General features: G+C 61.3%; 21 protein-coding genes. 8 read left to right on the forward strand and 13 right to left on the reverse strand.

Going from position 1 to position 22,260, the window contains the following annotated elements; genetic code table 11:
• Position 1: 1 nt before the first annotated feature.
• Positions 2-376: a histone-like nucleoid-structuring protein MvaT gene (gene mvaT / locus F474_RS17455; protein ID WP_097087618.1), complete on the forward strand. Its 375-nt coding sequence runs from the start codon at positions 2-4 to the stop codon at positions 374-376.
• A gap of 47 nt (positions 377-423) precedes the next feature.
• Here mvaT and sbcB read toward each other — a convergent pair whose 3' ends face one another.
• Positions 424-1,842 carry an exodeoxyribonuclease I gene (sbcB, locus tag F474_RS17460; protein ID WP_097087616.1) on the reverse strand — a complete coding sequence of 473 codons (1,419 nt, stop codon included), beginning with the start codon at positions 1,840-1,842 and terminating at the stop codon, positions 424-426.
• A gap of 139 nt (positions 1,843-1,981) precedes the next feature.
• Here sbcB and F474_RS17465 point away from each other — a divergent pair, with 139 nt between their 5' ends.
• From F474_RS17465 to F474_RS17490, 6 genes are read left to right on the forward strand one after another with little or no spacing between them, the layout of a single operon-like run.
• Positions 1,982-2,710, forward strand: coding sequence for an RDD family protein (locus tag F474_RS17465; protein ID WP_097087614.1), 729 nt, complete (start codon positions 1,982-1,984; stop codon positions 2,708-2,710).
• Entirely contained in the window at positions 2,707-3,687 is a 981-nt protein-coding gene (locus F474_RS17470; protein WP_097087612.1) for a stage II sporulation protein M, read from the forward strand. The genes F474_RS17465 and F474_RS17470 overlap by 4 nt, the downstream gene beginning before the upstream one ends.
• Positions 3,674-5,185, forward strand: coding sequence for a DUF4129 domain-containing protein (locus F474_RS17475; protein WP_097087610.1), 1,512 nt, complete (start codon positions 3,674-3,676; stop codon positions 5,183-5,185). The genes F474_RS17470 and F474_RS17475 overlap by 14 nt, the downstream gene beginning before the upstream one ends.
• Complete coding sequence (locus F474_RS17480; protein WP_097087607.1) at positions 5,182-6,366, forward strand: DUF4350 domain-containing protein; 1,185 nt, start codon at positions 5,182-5,184, stop codon at positions 6,364-6,366. The genes F474_RS17475 and F474_RS17480 overlap by 4 nt, the downstream gene beginning before the upstream one ends.
• Positions 6,363-7,340: a MoxR family ATPase gene (locus tag F474_RS17485; protein ID WP_097087604.1), complete on the forward strand. Its 978-nt coding sequence runs from the start codon at positions 6,363-6,365 to the stop codon at positions 7,338-7,340. Before F474_RS17480 ends, F474_RS17485 begins: the two co-directional genes overlap by 4 nt.
• 2 nt (positions 7,341-7,342) lie before the next feature.
• Positions 7,343-8,668, forward strand: a complete 1,326-nt coding sequence (locus F474_RS17490) for a DUF58 domain-containing protein (RefSeq protein ID WP_256577817.1) — start codon at positions 7,343-7,345, stop codon at positions 8,666-8,668.
• A 9-nt stretch (positions 8,669-8,677) separates the two neighbouring features.
• On the opposite strand, the gene F474_RS17495 is transcribed toward F474_RS17490, so the two are convergent.
• Together F474_RS17495 and F474_RS17500 are read right to left on the reverse strand one after the other, a co-directional pair.
• Positions 8,678-9,043 carry a PilZ domain-containing protein gene (locus F474_RS17495; protein WP_097087600.1) on the reverse strand — a complete coding sequence of 122 codons (366 nt, stop codon included), beginning with the start codon at positions 9,041-9,043 and terminating at the stop codon, positions 8,678-8,680.
• Positions 9,044-9,179: 136 nt separating this feature from the next.
• Positions 9,180-9,554: a tol-pal system YbgF family protein gene (locus tag F474_RS17500; protein WP_097087597.1), complete on the reverse strand. Its 375-nt coding sequence runs from the start codon at positions 9,552-9,554 to the stop codon at positions 9,180-9,182.
• Between the two features lie 153 nt (positions 9,555-9,707).
• On the opposite strand from F474_RS17500, the gene pyk reads away from it, so the two are divergent.
• Complete coding sequence (gene pyk / locus F474_RS17505) at positions 9,708-11,159, forward strand: pyruvate kinase (RefSeq protein WP_097087595.1); 1,452 nt, start codon at positions 9,708-9,710, stop codon at positions 11,157-11,159.
• A 78-nt stretch (positions 11,160-11,237) separates the two neighbouring features.
• Here pyk and hemB read toward each other — a convergent pair whose 3' ends face one another.
• The 10 genes from hemB to hmpA form a co-directional block, all read right to left on the reverse strand.
• Positions 11,238-12,212, reverse strand: a complete 975-nt coding sequence (hemB, locus tag F474_RS17510; protein ID WP_097087592.1) for a porphobilinogen synthase — start codon at positions 12,210-12,212, stop codon at positions 11,238-11,240.
• Positions 12,213-12,231: 19 nt separating this feature from the next.
• On the reverse strand, positions 12,232-13,392 hold the full coding sequence (cfa, locus tag F474_RS17515; RefSeq protein ID WP_097087589.1) for a cyclopropane fatty acyl phospholipid synthase: 1,161 nt from the start codon (positions 13,390-13,392) through the stop codon (positions 12,232-12,234).
• A gap of 266 nt (positions 13,393-13,658) precedes the next feature.
• Complete coding sequence (gene alaC, locus F474_RS17520) at positions 13,659-14,903, reverse strand: alanine transaminase (RefSeq protein WP_097087694.1); 1,245 nt, start codon at positions 14,901-14,903, stop codon at positions 13,659-13,661.
• A gap of 154 nt (positions 14,904-15,057) precedes the next feature.
• On the reverse strand, positions 15,058-15,948 hold the full coding sequence (cyoE, locus tag F474_RS17525; RefSeq protein WP_097087587.1) for a heme o synthase: 891 nt from the start codon (positions 15,946-15,948) through the stop codon (positions 15,058-15,060).
• 11 nt (positions 15,949-15,959) lie between these two features.
• On the reverse strand, positions 15,960-16,295 hold the full coding sequence (gene cyoD, locus F474_RS17530) for a cytochrome o ubiquinol oxidase subunit IV (RefSeq protein ID WP_097087584.1): 336 nt from the start codon (positions 16,293-16,295) through the stop codon (positions 15,960-15,962).
• Complete coding sequence (locus F474_RS17535) at positions 16,295-16,921, reverse strand: cytochrome o ubiquinol oxidase subunit III (RefSeq protein WP_097087582.1); 627 nt, start codon at positions 16,919-16,921, stop codon at positions 16,295-16,297. The genes cyoD and F474_RS17535 overlap by 1 nt, the downstream gene beginning before the upstream one ends.
• Before the next feature lie 4 nt (positions 16,922-16,925).
• A complete protein-coding gene (cyoB, locus tag F474_RS17540) occupies positions 16,926-18,929 on the reverse strand; it encodes a cytochrome o ubiquinol oxidase subunit I (RefSeq protein ID WP_097087580.1) in 2,004 nt (667 codons plus the stop codon).
• A gap of 3 nt (positions 18,930-18,932) precedes the next feature.
• The gene (cyoA, locus tag F474_RS17545) at positions 18,933-19,886 is read right to left on the reverse strand and encodes a ubiquinol oxidase subunit II (RefSeq protein ID WP_097087577.1); all 954 of its coding nucleotides are present in this window, start codon (positions 19,884-19,886) and stop codon (positions 18,933-18,935) included.
• Between the two features lie 561 nt (positions 19,887-20,447).
• Positions 20,448-20,960, reverse strand: a complete 513-nt coding sequence (locus F474_RS17550; protein ID WP_097087574.1) for a disulfide bond formation protein B — start codon at positions 20,958-20,960, stop codon at positions 20,448-20,450.
• Positions 20,961-21,057: 97 nt separating this feature from the next.
• Positions 21,058-22,233: an NO-inducible flavohemoprotein gene (gene hmpA / locus F474_RS17555; RefSeq protein ID WP_097087572.1), complete on the reverse strand. Its 1,176-nt coding sequence runs from the start codon at positions 22,231-22,233 to the stop codon at positions 21,058-21,060.
• Between the last annotated feature and the right edge of the window lie 27 nt (positions 22,234-22,260).

Raw genomic sequence — 22,260 nt, forward strand, 5'->3', positions numbered from 1 at the left:
TATGTCGCTGATCAACGATTACCGCACCACAGAAGAAACCATCCGCGAACTACAGGCACGCCTGGCCGCTCTCAAGGAAGACAAAAACCTGCAAAGCGAACTGGAATTTGAATCCAAGCTGCGTGCGCTGATGGGTGAATATTCCAAGTCCCTGCGGGATATCGTCGCCATTCTCGATCCCAATGCGTACCCGGCCAAAGCGCCGCGCACTGCTAAAGTCGCGACCCCGAAACGCGCCCGCAAGGTCAAGCAATACAAGAACCCGCACAACGGTGAAGTCGTCGAAACCAAAGGCGGCAACCATAAAACGCTGAAAGAGTGGAAAGCCAAGTGGGGCCCGGAAGAAGTCGAGAGCTGGGCTACCCTGCTCGACTGATGCACCGCTGCAACACCGATAACGCCAGCACTGCTGGCGTTTTTCGTTTATAGCCCGAAGCGTTCACGTAGGCCGTGCACATACTCAGCCCATTGCTGCAGCACCGGCTCGGCCTCCATGTCATAGTCGGCAAGCGCGGCCTCGAACTGCGCCACGGTATGAGGCGCCCCATGCTTGGGCTCGCTCAGCCTCGCACGGCAGAAGCTCTGCCACCGTTGCCGCTCAAGCGCGTCCAGGGCTTCGGGGAAGTTTCGAGCGCGATATCGCCACAGCAACTCGGTAAGCCGGGCATCATCGAATATCCATTCAGAATTGCCCAGCGCTGACGCCGATGCACTGCGCACTTGATCACACAGGCGCCGATCCCGTTCTGCGATAAAGCCATTGTAGAGTTGCTGCTCTGGGTCTTCGCTGGTTGCGAAGTCGCTGTCTCGATACACCTGCGCCAGCAAGGAGGGCCAATCGCACGCAGCCTCCGCTAGCGCTTGGGCATGTTGTTTCAACTGCTCCATATCCAGGCCCAGGCGGCGACGATCTTGTTCGCGCAATACACTCATCGGTGCTATCACCGGGCATCGGTTTACATGAATCAACTTCAGCGGCACAGGCCGTTCGCCCTCCGCCAACTCTTCACGGCGGGTGTATAACCGCTTCGCCAGCGCCTCAGGGGTAAGTTCCCACAACACAGCGGGGTCCAGATGCAGATCGCACACAATCAGCGCATTGCGATTGACCGGGTGCCAGGCCAACGGCAGCACAACGCCCAAATAAGAGCGCGCCGCCGAGAATCGCCCGGAAATATGCACCAGCGGCTGCATCAGATGAATCTGTTGAGTAACGGCGCGCTTGCCTCGCAATTGAAAAAACCAGTCGAATAATTTGGGCTGGCGCGCTCGAATCAACTTGGCCAACGCAATCGTTGCGTATACATCGGAAAGTGCATCGTGGGCCTGGCCGTGTTCCAAGCGGTTGGCAGCAGTGAGCGCTTCCAGTTTCAGGCTCACTTGCCCATCACGTTCTGGCCACTCAATCCCGTCAGGGCGCAGGGCATAGGCGGCGCGCACGATATCGATCAAATCCCAACGGCTATTGCCCCCTTGCCACTCCCGGGCATAGGGGTCATAGAAGTTTCTGTACAAGCTGTAGCGCGTCACCTCATCGTCGAAACGCAGGGTGTTGTACCCCGCCCCGCAGGTGCCTGGCCGCGACAGCTGTTCGTGCACGCGGGCCATGAAGGCCGCTTCGCTGAGGCCGCGTGCCTGCAGTATTTGCGGGGTGATGCCGGTGATGCGGCAGGCTGCCGGATGCGGGAGGATATCGTCGCTAGGCCGGCAATAAAGGTTCAACGGCTCGTCAATCACATTGAGCTGGTGATCGGTACGCAGCCCCGCGACTTGCAGCGGGCGGTCGCAGCGAGGGTCGATGCCTGTGGTTTCATAGTCGTACCAGAAGATACTTGCGGTCACCTGGGGCTCCTGTGCACGAGGTCAAGGTGCTTATTCTGCCCCATTGCGCCGTGGCTGTGCGCCAGAAGGCACGGCTGTGCTTGCCGTGGCGAGCCGCCGCCGATAGCATCGGCGCTTTCCCAGCCTACCGACGGCCGCAATGTCTTACGTACACGCAACGCCAGGGACCGGAACGCTGCTACGCCCCCTCGACACCCTGCTGCGGGTCGAAACGCCGGAGGGCATCGACCTGTTTCTTCGCCCGGCGGGCCTTGTGCCTCGCGCATTAGCCTTCGCCATAGACTTGGCCATTCGGGGAAGCGTCCTGGGCGTGCTGGGTGCCATTTTGCTGTTTCAGGGCGACCTGGGTGTGGGCGCGCTGATGATGCTGTTCTTTCTGTTCAACTGGCTGTACATGGCGCTTTTCGAGGGCCTGCGCCAGGGCCGGTCGCCAGGCAAACAACTGATGGGCTTGCAAGTGGTGCATCGTGACGGCACACCAATCGGCTGGCCGGCGGCGCTGCTGCGCAACCTGCTACGCGCCGTTGATGCACTGCCCTTCGGCTATGCGCTGGGATTGACCTGCTGCCTGCTCGATTCGAGCTTCAGGCGCCTGGGGGACCTGGCCGCCGGCACGCAGGTGGTCTACCGGGAAGCCACACCGAAAGCACCCGACCTGCCTCAGGTACCCGCAGAACCCGCACCCTTCCCCTTGAGTGTGCAGGAGCAGCGGGCCCTGATTGAGCTGGCCGAGCGGCAGGCCAGCCTGGCCCCGGCCCGGGTTCAGGAGCTGGCGGCCCTGATGGCACCGGCTCTGGGCGTGGCTGACGACCAAGCCATGCCGCGCATTGAACGGGTAGCGCGCGCATTGGTGGGGCCAGCAGTATGAAGCAGAGCCAATTCGAGGCGCGTCATCAGGAGCAGTGGGCGGCGTTCGAAGCCACGCTTGAGCAACTGGAGCGTCGAGACCGTTCCAGCGCCGCACACGGGCACTTCAGCCAACGCTACCGGCGCCTGTGCACTGACCTGGCCTTGGCCCAGGAACGTCATTATTCAAGCCATCTGATCGAGCGCCTGCGCCACCTCGCACTGCGTGGGCATCAGCAGCTATACCGCCCCCGTAACCGCTATGCCGGCCCTATTGCGGCGTTCATCCTTCGCGGTTTTCCGCGTCAGGTTCGCGCCAACCGCGGCATCGTGCTCGGGGCCTGTGCCACCTTGTTCGGCACGCTGGCGTTGGTAGCACTGCTGGTGGCGGTGTGGCCCGATCTGGTGTACAGCGTGCTGGCGCCAGACAAAGTCAGTGAGATGGAGCAGATGTACGATGCCGGCCAGAGCCACCTGGGCCGCGCCGCAGACCGGGCCAGCACCGAAGACTGGATGATGTTCGGCTTCTACATCATGAACAACATCGGCATTGCCTTTCAGACGTTCGCCAGCGGCTTGCTGCTTGGCCTGGGCAGCTTGTTCTACCTGTTCTACAACGGCCTGCAGATTGGCGCAGTAGCCGGGCACCTGTCGGGTACACCGGCTGCCACGCCGTTCTGGTCATTCGTGATCGGCCACGGCGCCTTCGAGCTTACCGCCATTGCCCTGGCGGGTGCCGCCGGCTTGCGCCTGGGCTGGGCCCTGGTGGCGCCGGGGCGCCTCTCTCGCGGCGAGGCGTTGCGCCAGGCGGCAAGCCAGGCGTTGCAGCTGGTCTATGGCGTAGCAATGTTCCTGTTGATCGCGGCATTTCTGGAAGCCTACTGGTCATCCAAAGGCAGCATCGCACCAGCAATCAAGTTCGCCGTCGGTGCATTGCTGTGGGCATTGGTGATCGCTTATCTGTGCCTGGCGGGCCGAGGTGAACATGAACCTGACTGACGCCTCTGTCTCTATTCGCCCGCGCTCGCGGTGGGAGGCCATCGACCTGGGTTTACGCCTGGCAGGTCACCATCGACGGCTTCTGGTGGTGAGCTGGCTGTGGCTGACGATACCGACGTTGCTGCTGCTCACCGCCCTGAGCTGGCGCAGCCCCACGGTAGCGGTGGTGGTGTTCTGGTGGCTAAAGCCGGCGTTCGACGAACTGCCCCTGCACATCCTGGCGCAGGGCCTGTTCACACAGCCTCCTACCGTGCGCCAAGCTCTGCGCGCCTGGCCCCGCCTGCTGGGTAGGCACACGCTCGCCAACCTGACCTGGCGGCGCTTCAACCCCCTGCGCAGCTTTGACCTTCCGGTGGCGCAACTGGAAGGCCTACGCGGGGCCGCCTATCGCGATCGCCTGGCCCTGCTGCATCGCCAACAGGGCCGCGCTGCGAGCTGGCTTACCCTGGTAGGGATGCACGTGGAAGCCGTGTTGCTGATGGGCATCAGCACAGTCTTGCTGCTGATGATTCCCCTCAGCGATAACAGCGACTGGGAATGGTTCGACACCTTGCGCGGCATCGCCAGCCAGGAGGCCAACTGGGCTAGCCACCTTTCGAACCTGCTGTATGGGCTGGTGGTTGCGTTCTGGGAGCCTATGTATGTGGCCTGCGGTTTCACTCTCTACCTGAACCGACGCACGTGGCTTGAAGCTTGGGACCTGGAGTTGATCCTGCGCAGCCTTGGCCGAAGGCTGACGCCGGCTTTGGCCTTGGTGCTGTGGCTTGCAGCGCCCTGGGCCAGCCCGCCAGCCCAGGCCACGCAGCCCGAGCCTGCGCGCCTCACACATCAACGCCTCGACAGCGGGCAATCGCGCCAGGCGATCGATGCAATCCTTCATCAGCCACCGTTCAGCAACCCACGCACAGAGACGCGCTGGCACTGGCGTGGCGAAAAAGCGGCCCATGACAAACCCGAACCCAAGGCCGAAACGGCACCCCGCGACAAATCAGATGCAGCGTACCTTCAGGTCGTCGCACAGATGCTGCAGGCGCTGCTTTGGCTTGCACTGGTGGCTGCAATCGGCTGGCTAGCCTGGCACTACCGGCGCCTGCTGCACGGTGTTGGCCAGCGCATCACGCGCCGTCGGCCGCGTGCACCGGCAGGCCCACAGCAGCTATTTGGCCTGGACCTGGCCCCGGAGAGCCTGCCCGATGATCTGGCAAGCCATGCCGAGCGGCTCTGGCAACAAGACGCCCGCCAAGCGCTAGGCCTGCTCTATCGGGGCCTGCTCAGCCGGTTGCTCAACGACTACCACGTCCCCTTGCACGCAGCCGATACCGAGGGCCAGGTACTGCGTAGGGTCGAGCAGTTGCAACTGTCGGGGCTGGAAGACTTCAGCCAGAAACTGACCCGCCACTGGCAAGCTTTGGCATACGGCCACCAATCACCGCCCCCGCAGGTCGGTGCGGAGCTTTGCCAAGGCTGGCGAAGGCTGTTTTCGGAAGGTGAAGCATGACGCTTAAACGGGCGCTGTTCGTCCTGGCTGCGCTGGTGTGTGCCGCGTTGGGCTTCATGCTGTGGCAGCAATTGGAGCGCGTCGAAGAAGTGGTCGACCCGGGCCCCTCGGCCGAAGCCCTGGCCGACCCATACCTGGCGGCCCGCCGCTTCCTGCAGGCCCAGCGGCTCAACGTGTCGCTCACCAGCAAGCTTTCGACCTACCAAGAGCTCGCCCCCGCCGACAGCAGCCTGATGATCCTCGGCAGCCGCCGTCGTATGACACCCGGGCAAGTCCAGGGCCTGTTGGGCTGGGTGCGCAAGGGCGGCAGGCTGGTGATCGTTGGCGAGGGCTACTGGAACGCTGCCAAGGGCAGCAGCGGTGACCGGCTGCTCGATACCCTGAACATCCGCCGTGTGTACGCTGCGGGCCTGCCCGACGCCGGCAAGGCCGATAAACAGGCCCAGCCCGCCAACCGGCGCAAGCCCCCGCAGCAGGACCTCACCGAGTTGTTCATCGAAAACGAACAAGCGCCGGCCAGGCTCGGTTTCGAGCCACACAATCACCTGGAAGACCCCACCGACAAGGCCATGGCCTGGGCCAACAGCGCCCGGGCCACGCACCTGATGCAGCTGGACTGGGGCGATGGTGTGATCACCGTGCTCAGCGACGCCAACCTGTGGACCAACGCGCATGTGGGCGAACAGGATAACGCCTGGTTGCTGTGGTACCTGAACCAGGACCGCAATGTGACATTGCTGCAACGGGGCCAGAACGACTCCTGGGCCACCCTGCTCTTGCGGCATTTCCCCCAGGCCCTGTTGGCTCTGTTGCTGCTGGCCTTGGCCTGGTGCGCCTACCATGGCGTGCGGCGTGGCCCTACGGTACCGGCACCTCTGCCAAACCGCCGGAGCCTGCTGGAGCACCTTCGCGCCAGCGCCGCGTTCATGCTCCGGCATCATGGCCAGCAGTCTTTGCTGCGCACCCTGCGACAGGACCTGCATCAGCGCGCGAACCTCGTGCATCCAGGGTTCAATCAACTGCCTGTGGCCGACCAATGGCAGGTGCTTGCGCGCCTGACTCGCCACTCCACTTCCAGCATTGCGCAGGCCATGGCGCCGGGTGAAGCCGGCAAGCGCTTGCCCTTGCACCAGTTCACCCAGCAGGTAGCCCAGCTGCAAACTCTCAGGAATGCCCTATGAGCGAAAACACTTCATTGGATCTCACCTCCGCCAGCGCGCTGGCCCAGACCCTGCGCAAACAACTGCGCCAGGCGCTGATCGGCCAGGATGCGGTGATCGACGAAATCATTACCGCTTTGATCGCCGGGGGCCATGTGCTGCTCGAAGGCGTCCCGGGCCTGGGCAAAACCTTGCTGATTCGGGCGTTGGCACGCTGTTTCGGAGGTGAGTTTGCGCGTATCCAGTTCACACCTGACCTGATGCCCAGTGACGTCACCGGCCACGCGGTGTTCGACTTGCAGACCGAGCAGTTCAAGCTGCGTCGCGGGCCGATCTTCACCCACCTGTTGCTGGCCGACGAAATCAACCGCGCCCCGGCCAAAACACAGGCTGCACTGCTAGAAGCCATGCAGGAGCGCCAGGTGACGCTCGAAGGCCGTGCTTTGCCCCTGCCACAGCCCTTCATGGTGATGGCCACGCAGAACCCTATCGAGCAGGAAGGCACCTACCCCTTGCCTGAAGCTGAGCTCGACCGGTTCATGCTCAAGGTGCACATCGGCTACCCTGCCGCAGCAGATGAGCTCGAACTGGTCCGTCAGGTAAGCCGGTCTGCACGTGCCGACATGCTTGATGTGCAACCTCTGCAACGGGTACTGGACGCGCAGCAGGTCAGTAGCCTGCAGCAAGTGGCGAGCACCCTGCCAGTGGATGACCAAGTGCTCGACTACGCCGTGCGCCTGGCGCGCGCCACCCGAGAATGGCCAGGCCTGGCCGTCGGCGCCGGGCCACGTGCCTCCATTGCCCTGATCCGTTGCGGCCGTGCGCGCGCGCTGCTACGCGGGGGCGAGTTCGTCACCCCGGACGACATCAAAGGCGGTGCGCTGGCCGTGCTACGCCACCGTATCCGGTTGGCCCCGGAGCTGGACATCGACGGGCTGAGCGCCGACCAGGTGCTGGCACAGTTGCTTGACCAGATCCCGGCGCCGCGCCACTGATGCTGCGCCCGACCCGTTTGGCCCTGTGCTGGCTCGGCGTGCTGGCGCTGCTGGGCTTCGCCCAGGGCCTGCTGGCGCTCGCCGGCGTCTTCGGCGCCGCCCTGGCCCAGGTAGGCTGGGCACTGTTGGCGGCGGTGCTGATACTGATGCTGCTCGATGCGCTCCTGCTGACCCGGCGCCTGGCGCCTGAGGTCACCCGCCAGCTGCCCGGTAACCTTGCCATAGGCAACAGCAGCGAGGTGTGGCTGCATATTCGCCAGCGCAGCGCGCGTCCGCTCACTCTGGAGGTGTTTGACCACCCCCCGGCAGGGCTTGAGTTCGACCAGCTGCCGCAACAGGTCACGCTGCAACCCGGGCAGCACGTGCGCCTGGCCTATCGCCTGCGACCGCTGCGGCGTGGGCGATTTGTGTTCGAGCGCTGCGAGCTGGGGTTGCGCAGCGCACTCGGGCTCTGGAGCCAGCGCCGGTATCTGCCGGTGAGCAGTGAAGGCCGAGTGTTCCCGGATTTTGCCCGCCTCTATGGGGCTGAGCTCCGAATGATGGACGCGTGGTTGGGGAGGCTGGGAGTGCGCCAACGCCAGCGCCGCGGCGAAGGCCAGGCGTTTCATCAGTTACGGGAGTTCACAGAGGGGGACAGCCTGCGCCAGATCGACTGGAAAGCCACGGCGCGCAAACGCTCGCCCATCGTGCGCGAATACCAGGACGAACGCGACCAGCAGATCGTACTGTGGCTCGACACCAGCCGGCGCATGCGCAGCCAGGATGGCGAGCTCTCACACTTCGACCATGCACTCAATGCAGGCCTGCTTCTGGCCTATATCGCCTTGCGCCAGGGTGACGCAGTAGGCGTTCGTACGTTGGGCGCGGAGCCCTGCCGGATTCCCCCGGCCAAAGGCCAGCGGCAGCTTGGCACTTTGTTGGGCGCGGTGTACGACCTCGATAGCCATCTGGGCCACACCGATTTCAGCGAGGCGGCGACCCGCCTGCTCGCCTGGCAAAAACGCCGGGCCCTGGTCATCCTGCTGACCAACCTGCGTGATGAGGATGACGAAGAGCTGCTGCTGGCACTCAAACGCATCGGCCGCCATCATCGTGTCCTGGTGGCCAGCCTACGCGAGGAAGCACTTGACCACGTTCAACAGCGACACGTCGACAGCCCGGCGCGAGCGCTGGAGTACTGTGCAGTAGTGGACTATCAAGGGGAGCGCCGGGCGCTGCATGAGCGCTTGGCAGCGTACGGCGTGCCTGTGCTCGATGTGCGCCCGGCCGAGCTGGGAACCGCCCTGGTGGGCAAATATCTCGAATGGAAGCGCGCCGGGGTGCTATAGGCCCTCGGCCTAGGCCGAGGCGCTTATTGGCAGAAAGCTGAAGTATTCGCGCAGTGCGTCGACCAATTGCTGATACTCCACTGGCGCCTCGATCAGCATAAAACCAGAGTCGTAATGGCCAGGGGTGGCGTCTTCCTGGCACCACAGGCAACTGCCGGTCAGGTTGATCAACTGCAGCTCTCCACTGGGAAGTGGCACCTTCAACTGCAGCTCGAAATCAGGCCCGACGATCAATGGCAGCTGGCTGATGAGCATCAAGCCATCCTCGGAAACGTTGCCCAGGTAGCCGATCTGCCGGTCGGTGTAGCGGTTGTACACCTTGAGGAAATAAGGCAGCTGATGCCTTTCGATGCGCCGCTGCAGGTATCGAGTCATGTGTAGGGTTCCCTGACCTGTTGCAAAAGGTCGGACTCACAGCAGCCAACCGAAGTGCGAAAAATTAACTTCATGTGTTGAGCTTAACGGATGGCTAGCAAACTGCCAGCCTTATCACATGACGTTTCATTTAAATTCACAACGTCGCCGGGCGCGGCACCGTGATTGCGGCCGGGCGCAAATGCCCGGTCTGCTCCAGGGTATCCAGGCGCGCCTTGGCGCGGAAGGCATATTGGCTGGAGGGGTACTGGAAGAGAATCCACTGGTAGGTCTGTGCCGCATCGACGAACAGGTTCTGCCGCTCAAGGCATTGCCCGCGCAGCAACGCAGCCTCTGGGCGAATATAGGGGCGCGAGACCGTCTTGCGGTCCACTTGCGACAATTCCAACAGCACCTTGTCGCAATCGCCATCGGTGTAGGCGCGGTAGGCACTGTTCAGGTGCTGGTCGGCAGACCAACGGTTGCAGCCGGCCAGGCAGGCCAGCAGTGTGACAGCAACGAGCATTCGCATGGCAATCTCCTGGAATACTTTCGATATCGGCCCGAACGGAAAATTCTTCAGTCATATCGCGCAGGCAAAATCTTGGCCGTAGTGCAGTTGAACGATGACTACAGCCCCTTAGAGGAGTAGCCTTTCGCTGCGCGTCAATAAAGGAGCCAGTGCATGACCGTACGCCGTACCAAAATCGTCGCCACCCTGGGCCCGGCCAGCAACTCGCCGGACGTTCTGGAACAGCTGATACTGGCTGGCCTCGACGTCGCTCGCCTGAACTTCTCTCACGGCACCCCGGATGAGCACAAGGCTCGCGCCCGCTTGATCCGCGACCTGGCGGCCAAGCACGGCCGGTACGTGGCGCTGCTGGGCGACCTGCAAGGTCCCAAGATCCGCATCGCCAAATTCGCCAACAAACGCATCGAACTCAAAGTCGGCGATCGCTTCACCTTTTCCACCAGCCACCCGCTCACCGATGGCAACCAGGAAGTGGTGGGCATCGATTACCCCGACTTGGTCAAAGACTGCGGCGTGGGTGATGAACTGCTGCTCGACGATGGCCGCGTGGTCATGCGGGTCGACACCGCTACCGAAGACGCACTGCACTGCGTCGTTCTGGTCGGCGGCCCGCTCTCTGATCACAAGGGCATCAACCGCAGAGGTGGCGGGTTGACCGCCCCTGCGCTGACCGAAAAAGACAAGGCCGACATCAAGTTGGCTGCGGAAATGGAAGTCGACTACGTCGCGGTGAGCTTCCCGCGCGACGCCGCCGATATGGAATACGCCCGGCGCCTGCTGACCGAGGCCGGCGGCACCGCCTGGCTGGTGGCCAAGATCGAGCGCGCCGAAGCGGTAGCCGACGATGAAAGCCTCGACGGCTTGATCCGCGCCAGTGACGCCGTGATGGTCGCCCGTGGTGACCTGGGTGTGGAAATCGGTGATGCCGAACTGGTCGCGATCCAGAAGAAAATCATCCAGCACGCCCGCCGCAATAACAAGGCGGTGATCGTGGCGACCCAAATGATGGAGTCGATGATCCAGAACCCGATGCCTACACGCGCCGAAGTCTCGGACGTGGCCAACGCGGTCCTCGATTACACCGACGCGGTGATGCTGTCGGCCGAAAGCGCCGCCGGTGCTTACCCGATCGAAGCGGTGCAGGCCATGGCGCGCGTGTGCCTGGGCGCTGAAAAACACCCAACCAGCAAAAAGTCCAGCCATCGCCTCTACACCCAGTTCGAGCGCTGCGACCAGAGCATCGCGCTCGCCGCCATGTACACCGCCAATCACTTCCCGGGCGTAAAGGCGATCATCGCCCTGACCGAGAGTGGCTACACCCCGCTGATCATGTCGCGTATCCGCTCGTCGGTACCGATTTTCGCCTTCTCCCCGCACCGTGAAACCCAGGCGCGCGTGGCGATGTTCCGTGGCGTGTACACCATTCCGTTCGACCCAGCGGCGCTACCGCTGGGCGAAGTCAGCCAGGCGGCTGTCGACGAGCTGCTCAAGCGCGGCCTGGTCGAGCAAGGCGACTGGGTCATCCTTACCAAAGGTGACAGCTATCACACGGTCGGCGGCACCAACGGCATGAAGCTGCTGCACGTGGGCGACCCACTGGTGTAACTACCGCGTCGCTGACGAAAACGCCCCGTAAAGGGGCGTTTTCATTACTGCCGGGTTTTGGCCGATTCGCGCCTTGGCCTAGATACCGTCGCGTGCAATGTCCATCGCGAAATAGGTCAGAATCTGGTCGGCACCGGCGCGTTTGATCGCACCAAGGCTCTCGCGCATTACCCGCGCCTCGTCGACCGCTCCGGCCAGCGCACCGAACTTGATCATCGCGTATTCCCCACTGACCTGGTAAGCCGCCAAGGGCAGGCGTGAAGCTTCGCGAATGTCACGAATCACGTCCAGGTAGGCGCCTGCAGGCTTGACCATCAGCACGTCGGCACCTTCGGCCTCATCCAGCAGCGATTCGCGCACCGCTTCACGGCGGTTCATCGGGTTCATCTGGTAAGCCTTGCGATCACCCTTCAGTGCGGTCCCCCCGGCTTCGCGGAAGGGGCCGTACAACGCGGACGCGAACTTGGTCGAATAGGCCATGATGGCGGTATTGTGAAACCCTGCCCCATCCAGTGCGCTGCGAATGGCCTGTACCTGCCCATCCATAGCAGCCGAAGGCGAGATGAAATCGGCACCCGCACGCGCAGCGGCCACGGCCTGCTTGCCCAGGTTCACGAGTGTGGCGTCGTTGTCGACCTCACAATCGTGTAGCACCCCGCAGTGACCATGGGAGGTGTATTCGCAAAAGCAGGTGTCGGACATAACGATCATTTCCGGCACCGCTTCACGGGTGGTGCGCACCAGCCGCGACACCAGCCCATTCTCAGCCCAGGTATCGCTGCCAGTGGCATCGAGGTGGTGAGAAACGCCGAACAGCATCACCGAACGGATGCCAGCGCGCGCATAACGCTCAATCTCGCTGGCGAGTTTTTTCTCGGGAATACGATTCACACCAGGCATGCTGGTGATCGGCACGAAGTCGTCGATCTCTTCTTCGACGAAGATCGGCAGCACCAGATCCTCGAGGCGGAATTCCGTTTCCTGGTAGACCGAACGAAGGGCTTCGGAGCGCCGCAGGCGGCGGGGGCGGCTGACTGGAAACTGGCTGCTCATGGTAATGCTCTTGAACCTCTCAACTGACTCGCTCATAGCCTCCGAGTACGCCCTGTTTGGACAGCACCCATTGCCAGAGCTGAATATCGCGGGCCCTGAATGCACCCGCGCACGACAACAGATAGTAACGCCACATACGGAAGAAACGCTCGCCCATCGCTTCGCGGAATTGCGGCCACGCCTTTTCGAAGTTGGCGCACCATGCCATGAGGGTCTTGTCGTAGTCGGCGCCGAAATTATGCATGTCTTCAGCGACGAACAGGCCATCGATGGCATCGCCGACCTGCCCTACAGATGGCAGGTCGCCGTTGGGAAAGATGTATTTGTCGATCCAGGGGTCGGGCGTGCTGTGGCGGCGGTTCTTGCCAATGGTATGTAGCAGGAAAAGCCCTTCCTCCTTCAGGCAGCGATGGGCTGCTTCCATATAGATACGGTGGTTCTTGCGGCCCACATGCTCGAACATGCCGACACTGACTACATGATCGAACTGCTCGTCGAGCTCACGGTAATCCTGCAGGCGAAATTCCAACGGCAGGTCAGGGTAGCGCGCTTTGGCCCATTGGCACTGCTCTCGGGAGATGGTAACCCCTACGCACTCCACGCCATAGTGCTGCGCAGCATAGGACATGAAACTACCCCAGCCGCAACCGATGTCGAGCACCCGCTGGCCGGGCTTGAGGCCCAGTTTGCGGCAGATCAGATCCAGTTTGGCTTCCTGCGCCTGTTCCAGATTCTGCGCATGCTTCCAGTACCCGCAGGTATAGGTCATACGCGCATCGAGCATTTGCTCGTAGAAATCGTTGCCAATGTCGTAATGCTGTTCGCCAACCTTGAGTGAGCGCGCCTTGGTTTGCAGGTTGACGAATTTTGCCTTGACCGCATGAAAGAGCAACGCGGCAGGGTTCACCAGGTCGGCAATCCCAGCGCGCAGGAGCCTGGCGAAGAATTCGTCCAGCTGGCGGGCATCCCACTCACCGTTCATGTACGCCTCGCCCAGGCCCAGGTTACCTTCTGCCAACACCTTTTCCGGTACATGCACATCATTGAGCGTCATGTCCCAAGGAGCGTGCCCTTCCATGCCGATGCCTGCTTTGCCTAGCAACTCGCGCGCGAACTTGAAAGACCGAGTGGTGCGGGAACTGCTTGATGACGGGGATGAACCAGAAAACTTGGTCTGCATGACGATCTCCTGTTCAAGACGGGCTCAATCGGTGCGGCGAGATTCCAGGGTCAACAAGTGATCAGCACTACGCGGTGCCTAGGGTGTATGGGCGCTAGGCGTCAAAGGCTTGCCGCAGCTGCCGCAGGCTGACGTTTAACCGTCGCGGCAAGGGGTACGAGGCAAGCTTAAGCGCAGAAATGGCCCAGGCAAAGCCTGGGCCGGGAAAAATGTAGTTACAAAGTTGGCAACAATGCGCCGGCGTCAACTTCCACCGGCGCAGGCCGTCATTGCTGCGCGGGCTTGGCTTTGCGCCCAGCCTGGCCTTGAGCGCCGAAGCCATCGGCTCGAAACATCTGCCGAATACCGCGCACCGCCTGGCGGATGCGGTCCTGGTTCTCGATCAGTGCGAAGCGAACGTGGTCATCGCCATAATCACCAAAACCGATACCGGGAGAAACGCACACCTTGGCTTCGGCCAGCAGCTTCTTGGCAAATTCCAGCGACCCCAAATGCGCGTAAGCCTCGGGTATCTTCGCCCAGACGTACATCGACGCCTTGGGGTTTTCGACCATCCAGCCGATTTCGTGCAGGCCTTTGACCAGCGTATTGCGGCGCTGCCGATACTGCTCCGCGATGTCCCGCACACACTGCTGGTCGCCCTCCAATGCCGCGATGGCAGCCACCTGCAACGGCGTGAAGGTGCCGTAGTCGTGGTAGCTCTTGATACGTGCCAGTGCACTTACCAATTCGGGGTTGCCCACCATGAAACCGATTCGCCAACCGGCCATGTTGTAGCTCTTGGACAAGGTGAAAAACTCGACCGCAATGTCCTTCGCGCCAGGTACCTGCATGATCGAGGGCGCCTTCCAGCCGTCATAGACGATGTCGGCGTAAGCCAGGTCGTGAATCACAAGCACGTCATAGCGCTTGGCCAATGCGACCACACGCTCGAAGAAATCCAGCTCCACGCATTGCGAGGTGGGGTTGGAGGGGAAACCCAGGATCATCATCTTGGGCTTCGGAATAGCCTCGCGAATGGCCCGCTCCAGCTCCTCGAAAAAGTCGACCCCTGGCACCAGCGGCACTGAGCGCACCTGGGCGCCGGCAATCACGGCACCGTAGATATGAATCGGGTAGCTTGGGTTAGGCACCAGCACCGTATCGCCATGGTCAAGGGTGGCGAGCATCAGGTGCGCCAGCCCTTCTTTCGAGCCGATGGTGACGATAGCCTCGCTTTCCGGGTCGATGGTCACATCGTAGCGGTCGGCGTACCACCGCGAAATGGCGCGGCGAAGCCTGGGGATACCCCGTGAGGTCGAATAACCGTGGGTGTCTTCACGCTGGGCAACGCTCACCAGCTTTTCGACGATATGTGGCGGCGTGGCACCATCAGGGTTGCCCATCGACAGGTCGATGATGTCCTCGCCACGGCGACGTGCGGCCATCTTGAGTTCGGCTGTGATGTTGAATACATAGGGTGGGAGACGATCGATGCGCGCGAAACGGCGCGGCGGACGGGAGTCAGCCATGTAAACCTCGGAATGTACGTAAGCGCCCGGAACCGTCCGAGCGACGCTGGCCATTGCATTGGCCTGCCGGCAAAGTAATCCCAAGGCTTGCAGCCTGTAAAGCCCGGAAAAGAAAAAACCCGGCACAAGGCCGGGTTTTTCAATCACTTCATGCTCAGGGCGCCGCGTAGGTCAGCAGCAGTTCGCTGGGCGTCTTGAAATCCAGAGACATCGCCACACTCAGTGCGGTAATGGTGAAGATCGAGAACACGAACAGCTTGCGTGCCCAGACGCGGTCATCGGCAGCCTTGTAGCCGGTCCAGGCCATGTACAGCCAGTACATGCCCATCGCAGCGGCCACTGCCAGGTAGCTCATGCCGGCATAGCCACCGAACGTGAGCATCAGGGTGGCCAGCAGGAAGGCGAAGGTGTAGACCAGGATGTGCTTCTTGGCGACTCGAATGCCCCGCTTCACCGGCAGCACCGGAATGGATGCGGCCAGGTAATCATTGAAACGAAAGATCGCGATCGCGTAGGAATGCGGCATCTGCCACAGGCTGAACATCACCAGCAACGTCAGTGCAGCGAGGTCGAAGGTTCCGCTGACCGCCACATAGCCGATCACCGGCGGCATCGCCCCGGAAAGGCTCCCAACCAGGGTGCCATGAACCGACTTTCGCTTCAGGTACAGGCTGTAGAGGCCAACGTAGATCACGAAACCGATCAGGGCGAACAATGCTGCCAACAGATTGGCTTGCCAGTACAGCAGGCCAAGGCCTGCAACGCCGAGCACCGTGGCATACGCCAGGGCAACAGGGGCCGGAATCAGCCCTTGTACCATGGCGCGGTTCTTGGTGCGTTCCATCTTCACGTCGATGTCGCGGTCAATGCAGTTGTTGAACACGCAACCCGACGCCACCACCAATGACGTACCGATCAGCGTGGCCAGCAACAATGCCAGGCTGACATGCCCTTGCGAGGCCAGGAAGAAACCACCCGCCGCCGAAAGCACGTTACCGAAAATGATCCCCGGTTTGGTGATTTGGATAAAGTGCTTTACGGACATGCCGGTGTTCCTCACTTCGCCATCATGAAGTGGTGGATGCTGAACATGATCCACAGCGACAGGCCGACCAGGAACGCGATGATCAGCGCCGAGAACACGAACGCGATCACGTTCCAGCGCTGTTCAGATGAGCGGTCCAGGTGCAGGAAGTAGATCAGGTGAACGATCACCTGAACCACTGCGAAGCCCAGGATTGTCAGCAGCACAGCGTCCTTGGACATGAAGCCGGGCACCATCACCAGGCCAAACGGGATCACCGTCAGGATAACCGACAGTATGAAACCGACCATGTAGGACTTGAAGCTGCCGTGGCTCGCGCCGCCAGCCGAATGATTGGAGTTAGCCATTACAGGGCCCCCATCAGGTATACAACGGTAAACACGCAGATCCAGACGACATCCAGGAAGTGCCAGAACAGGCTCAGGCAGCTCATGCGAGTCTGGTTGGTATCGGTCAGGCCCTTCTTGGCGATCTGGGCCATCATCACGGCCATCCACAGCAGGCCGCTGCTCACGTGCAGGCCGTGGGTACCTACCAGGGTAAAGAAGCCGGACAGGAAGCCGCTCTTGTCTGGGCCATAACCTTCGACGATCAACTTGTGGAACTCGTTGATCTCCATGCCGATGAAGCCGGCACCGAACAGGAAGGTGATGAACAGCCAGAACAGCACGCCGCTCTTGTTGCCCTTGTGCATGGCCAGCATCGAGAACCCGAAGGTGATCGAGCTGAACAGCAGCAGGAAGGTCTCGACCAGGACGTAGTCCAGCTCGAAGATCTCGTGGCCCGACGGGCCACCTGCAACGTTCCCGGCCAGCACCGCGTACGCGGCGAACAGGCACGAGAACAGAATGCAGTCCGTCATCAGGTAGATCCAGAAGCCGAAGACGGTCATGCCCCCGGCGTCGTGGTGGTGTTCGTCGTGCCCATGGTCGTGGCCGTGGGCAACATCACCGTGAGTAACTGTATTGGACATGGTGTTAAGCCTTCTCCACTCGCGCCATACCGGCGTTGGCGTTAGCCAGAGTTTTCAAACGTTCAGCCTCGATGCGCTCTACTTCGTCAACTGGCACGTAGTAGTCGATGTCATCGTCGTAGCTGCGGACGATCAGGGTCACGATCATGCCGACGAAGCCTACACCGACCGCCCACCAGATGTGCCAGATGAAGGCGAAGCCGAACACCAGGCTGAAGGCAGCGATCAGCACGCCCATGCCGGTGTTGCGTGGCATGTGAATCGGCGCGTAGCGAGCCACTTTTTCGGTCGCCTGGGAGCGTTCTTTCATGCCCCAGTAAGCATCCAGATCAGCAACTGCCGGTACTTCGGCGAAGTTGTAGAACGGGGGCGGCGAAGAGGTCGACCACTCGAGGGTACGGCCATCCCATGGGTCGCCAGTGACGTCCAGGTTCTTGTTGCGATCGCGGATCGACACGTACAGCTGGATCAGCTGGCAAGCGATACCGACGGCGATGAACAGGGCACCGACCATGGCGATGATCAGCCACGGGGTCCACTCGGGGTTGTCGGTGTGGTTCAGGCGACGGGTCATGCCCATGAAGCCCAGCACGTACAGCGGCATGAACGCCAGGTAGAAGCCGACCAGCCAGAACCAGAAGGACGCCTTGCCCCAACGCTCGTTCAGAGTGAAGCCGAAGGCTTTCGGGAACCAGAAGGCAAAGCCTGCCAGGTAACCGAATACGGCACCGCCGATGATCACGTTGTGGAAGTGGGCGATCAGGAACAGGCTGTTGTGCAGAACGAAGTCGGCACCCGGCACCGCCAGCAGCACGCCGGTCATACCGCCGATACTGAAGGTCACGATGAAACCTACCGTCCACAGCATCGGGGATTTGAACTCGATGCGGCCGCGGTACATGGTGAACAGCCAGGTGAAGATCTTCACCCCTGTCGGAATCGCGATCACCATCGTCATGATGCCGAAGAAGGCGTTGACGTTGGCACCCGAACCCATGGTGAAGAAGTGGTGCAGCCAGACGATGAACGACAGGACCGTAATGGCCACCGTTGCCCACACCAGCGAGACATAGCCGAACAGGCGCTTCTTGGAGAACGTCGATGTGACTTCCGAGAACACACCGAATGCCGGCAGAATCAGGATGTATACCTCGGGGTGGCCCCAAGCCCAGAACAGGTTGACGTACATCATCGGGTTGCCACCAAGCTCGTTGGTGAAGAAGTGCATACCCAGATAACGGTCAAGCGACAGCAGGAACAGCGTAGCGGTCAGGATCGGGAAGGAAGCAGCGATCAGGACGGCGGTGCACAGGCAGTTCCAGGTGAACACCGGCATCTTCATCAACGTCATGCCAGGGGCACGCATTTTCAGAATGGTCACGATGAAGTTCACGCCGGTCAGCAGTGTACCCAGGCCGGATATCTGCAGCGCCCAGATGTAGTAGTCGACCCCCACGCCCGGGCTGTATTGCAACCCCGCTAGCGGCGGATAGGCTACCCAGCCGGTCTTGGCGAATTCGCCCACACCCAGGGAGATGTTGACCAGCAGCACGCCGACGACGAAGAACCAGAAGCTCACCGAGTTCAGGAACGGGAAGGCCACGTCACGGGCGCCGATCTGCAGCGGCACGACGATGTTCATCAGGCCGATCATGAACGGCATCGCCATGAAGATGATCATGATCACACCGTGGGCGGTGAAGATCTGGTCATAGTGCTCAGGCGGCAGGTAACCGGTGGAGCCGCCGGTAGCGACAGCCAGTTGCGACCGCATCATGATGGCGTCGGCGAAGCCGCGCAGCAGCATGATCATCGCCACGGCGATGTACATCACGCCGATCTTCTTGTGGTCGACCGAAGTGAACCACTCTTTCCACAGGTAACCCCACTTCTTGAAGTAGGTGACTGCAGAGACAACACCCAGGCCAAGAACCGCTACGATGGCGAGGGTCACCATCACTATCGGTTCATGGAAGGGTATCGCTTCCAGACTCAGTTTACCGAACATCTCTTACTCCTCTGCCCCAGCAGCTGCGTGCTTGCTCATGTCCATCCCGCCCATGTCGGCCGAACCTTCTTTCTTGTGCTCGGTGCCGTGCTCGCCATGGCCCTTACCTGGGTTCATGCCTTCGTACTTGTCGACGATGGTCTGGAACAGGTTAGGGGCGTAGGAGCTGTACAGCTCGACAGGGTTGTTCTCGCTCGGTTTGAGCAAGGCGCTGTAAGTCGCTGCGTCGAGCGACTTGGACGAACCTTTGACTTCGTTGACCCAGGCGTTGAAATCAGCCTCGGAGGTGGCCACTGCCTTGAACTTCATGCCGGTGAAGCCCGCGCCGCTGTAGTTGGCGGAGATACCGTCGAATTCACCGTTCTCGTTGGCAATCAGGTGCAGCTGCGTGGTCATGCCGGCCATCGCGTAGATCTGGCCGCCCAGTGCCGGAATGAAGAACGAGTTCATCACCGAGTCGGAGGTGATGCGGAAGTTGACCGGGGTATTGGCCGGGAAGACGATCTTGTTGACCGTTGCAATGCCCTGCTCCGGATAGATGAACAGCCATTTCCAGTCCAGCGAGACAACCTGGATGGTGACCGGCTTGGCTTCGTGGTCCAGGGGGCGGTAGGGGTCGAGGCTGTGAGTGGTAACGTAGGTCACGCCGCCCAGTGCGATGATGATCAGCAGCGGGATACCCCACACGACCATTTCGATTTTGGTGGAGTGGGCCCACTCAGGCGCGTAGGTGGCGCTCTTGTTGGAAGCACGATACTTCCAGGCGAACGCGAAGGCCATGACGATCACCGGCACGACGACCAGCAGCATCAAGCCGAAGGCGATGAGGATCAGGTTACGCTCTTCGATCCCGATCTGCCCCTTGGGGTTGAGCAGGGTCCAGTCGCACCCACTGAGAAAAAGCATGCCGATGAACGGCAATATGCCAAATAGTCTGGGGTAACGCTTTTTACTCATCTCACGACCTCTAAGCAGCTTGCTTCATTGCAATGGTGTGTTGTGATCGCCAACACTTCGTCCTGCCAAGCGTCAGCATTTCTCGAGATTGACAACGGGCATGCCCAGGATCCGCTACTGCGGTAGGCAGACCTGTTCGGTACTCTCTGCTATGACTCGTCGATTATAGGCAAGTCGCCCGTTCGCGCCCCATTCCTTTGGTGCGGACAATCATTGAAGGGTATCAACCCGGGTTTCCACGGAGCTGGCCAGACGCTGGCAACCAGAGGCTACAGCCTTGATTTCAGCGGCTCGCAGGGGTTAGCCCGAGTAGAAATTGCCGCGATTGTAGTGAGCTAACCCCGCATTGAATATGGCTTATTTAGCAACAGTAACTTGCGGATTATGCAACAACGCAGGCGCTTTTCAAGCCCTTGCGACACGATGTCGCAGCGCCTCAACCGGGCCCGCAGGCCTTGTGCGGCGCGGCCTTGAGCAGGCTGGCGACGGCCGGCGGCGGTGCGATTGCCCTGCGACAGTGCAAGCCATTGTCGCAGTTTGGGCATGATTCATGACAAGGCATCACGCCGATGCGCGGCGCCTGTTGCGGATGACGCCCAATGGCACAAGGATGGCCGTCAGTACGAATGAAAGCAGCGCCCATTGGGCCAGGGACAACCCCAGGATCGGTGGGTACGGCGTGGTGCAGAAACCCTGTACCTCGAAGACGGTTGGCCACCAACGGGCGAACGGCAACCCATCGACGATCGGTTGCAAGGTATCGACGCCGCAACTCGAGAGCGGGTGTGCCAGCACCCAGGCGTGATTACCTGCCGCCACGACGCCGCCCAACGCGCTGAGTACCACCAGTGCTTCGAACACCGTCAGCGCCCGCCGCCCAGGCATCGCTGCACCAATGAAGGCAAACAGCGCGATCAGCAGCAATGCGTAACGTTGCAGGATGCACAAAGGGCATGGCATTTCGCCCAGCGCTATCTGCATGTAGAGCGCACCGCCGACAAGCGCCAGGCAGATGATGCCCAACAACACAAGAAAGCGGCGTTCACGCCCTAATCGCACAGCTTCGTCACGCATGGTTCAATCCTGAAATGGGCAATGGCTGAAGGGCGGCTACGGTACCACCGATGGCCGTGCCCAGTTAAGGTGTGCCCTGTTAAAGGCACATTAAGGCCTAGCATTGCTGCAAGGCCTTGGCCGGGCCGAAAAACTCCCAATGGCATCGCGCGGCCGGCACCCCCAACTCGGCCAGCCAATCTTTCACATCCGCCATGAACGCTTCGGGCCCCAGGAAGTAGGCATCCAGTTCGTTGCCTCCGGGCAACCAGCGGCGCAGTAGCTCGCCATCCAGGCGGCCGCAGGCATCGCACTGATTACCCTGCCCGTGCACGCGGTAATAGAAGAGCTGCCCAGGGTGCTGGCCAGCCTGCGCTTGCAGCCATGGGCCAAAGGCTTGCGTTAGCGCATCACGGGCGCAATGGATGAAATACACAGTGCGGCCCTGCGCAAGCGCCGCCTGCATCATCGGCAACATGGGGGTGATGCCAACGCCTGCACTGATCAGCGCTACCGGCCCTGTACCAGGCTGCAACACGAACGCGCCCGCCGGCGGAAACAACTCAAGGGTATCGCCTACCGCCAGGTGGTCGTGCAAATAGTTCGAAACCCGCCCGCCAGGCTCGCGCTTGACGCTGATCCGGTACCCGCCATCGCCGCTGGGCGCCGACAGCGAATAGTTGCGCCGTGCCTCGCCCTCCAGCATTACACGCAGGCCAATGTATTGGCCGGGCAGCGCCGGCACTACGGGTTTGCCATCGACCGGCACAAAATAAAACGAGGTGATGTGCGTGCTTTCCTCGACCCGGCGCGCCAGCCGAAATAGCCGCCCACCGCGCCACCCCCCATGGGCCTGTGCCAAGCGCGCATATTCCCCCTCCTCTGCGCCGATCAGGATGTCGGCAAGTTGGGCGTAGGCGGCCGCCCACGCATCCAGCACCTCATCGGTAGCCACCTGCTCACCCAGCACCTGGCGGATGGAGGTCAACAGGCACGTGCCCACGATCGGGTAATGCTCGGGCAGAATCTGCAGTGCAACGTGCTTCTGCACGATTTGCGTCACCAATGGGCCCAGCGCCTCCAGGCGATCGATATTACGGGCGTACATCAGCACTGCATTGGCCAAGGCGCGAGGTTGATCGCCCCGTGCTTGATGCGCCGGATTGAATAGCGCCTTGACGTGCGGATATTGCTCGAACATCAGCTGGTAAAAATGCCGGGCAAGCGTTTCGCCGCCGGTTTCGAGCATAGGCACGGTGTCACGAATGATGTCTCGGTGGGCTGAACTGAGCATGGGGTGATTTCCAAGGGTTGAACATGC

This window comes from Pseudomonas sp. URIL14HWK12:I12 (genome assembly GCF_003097135.1).
Taxonomy (GTDB): Bacteria; Pseudomonadota; Gammaproteobacteria; order Pseudomonadales; family Pseudomonadaceae; genus Aquipseudomonas.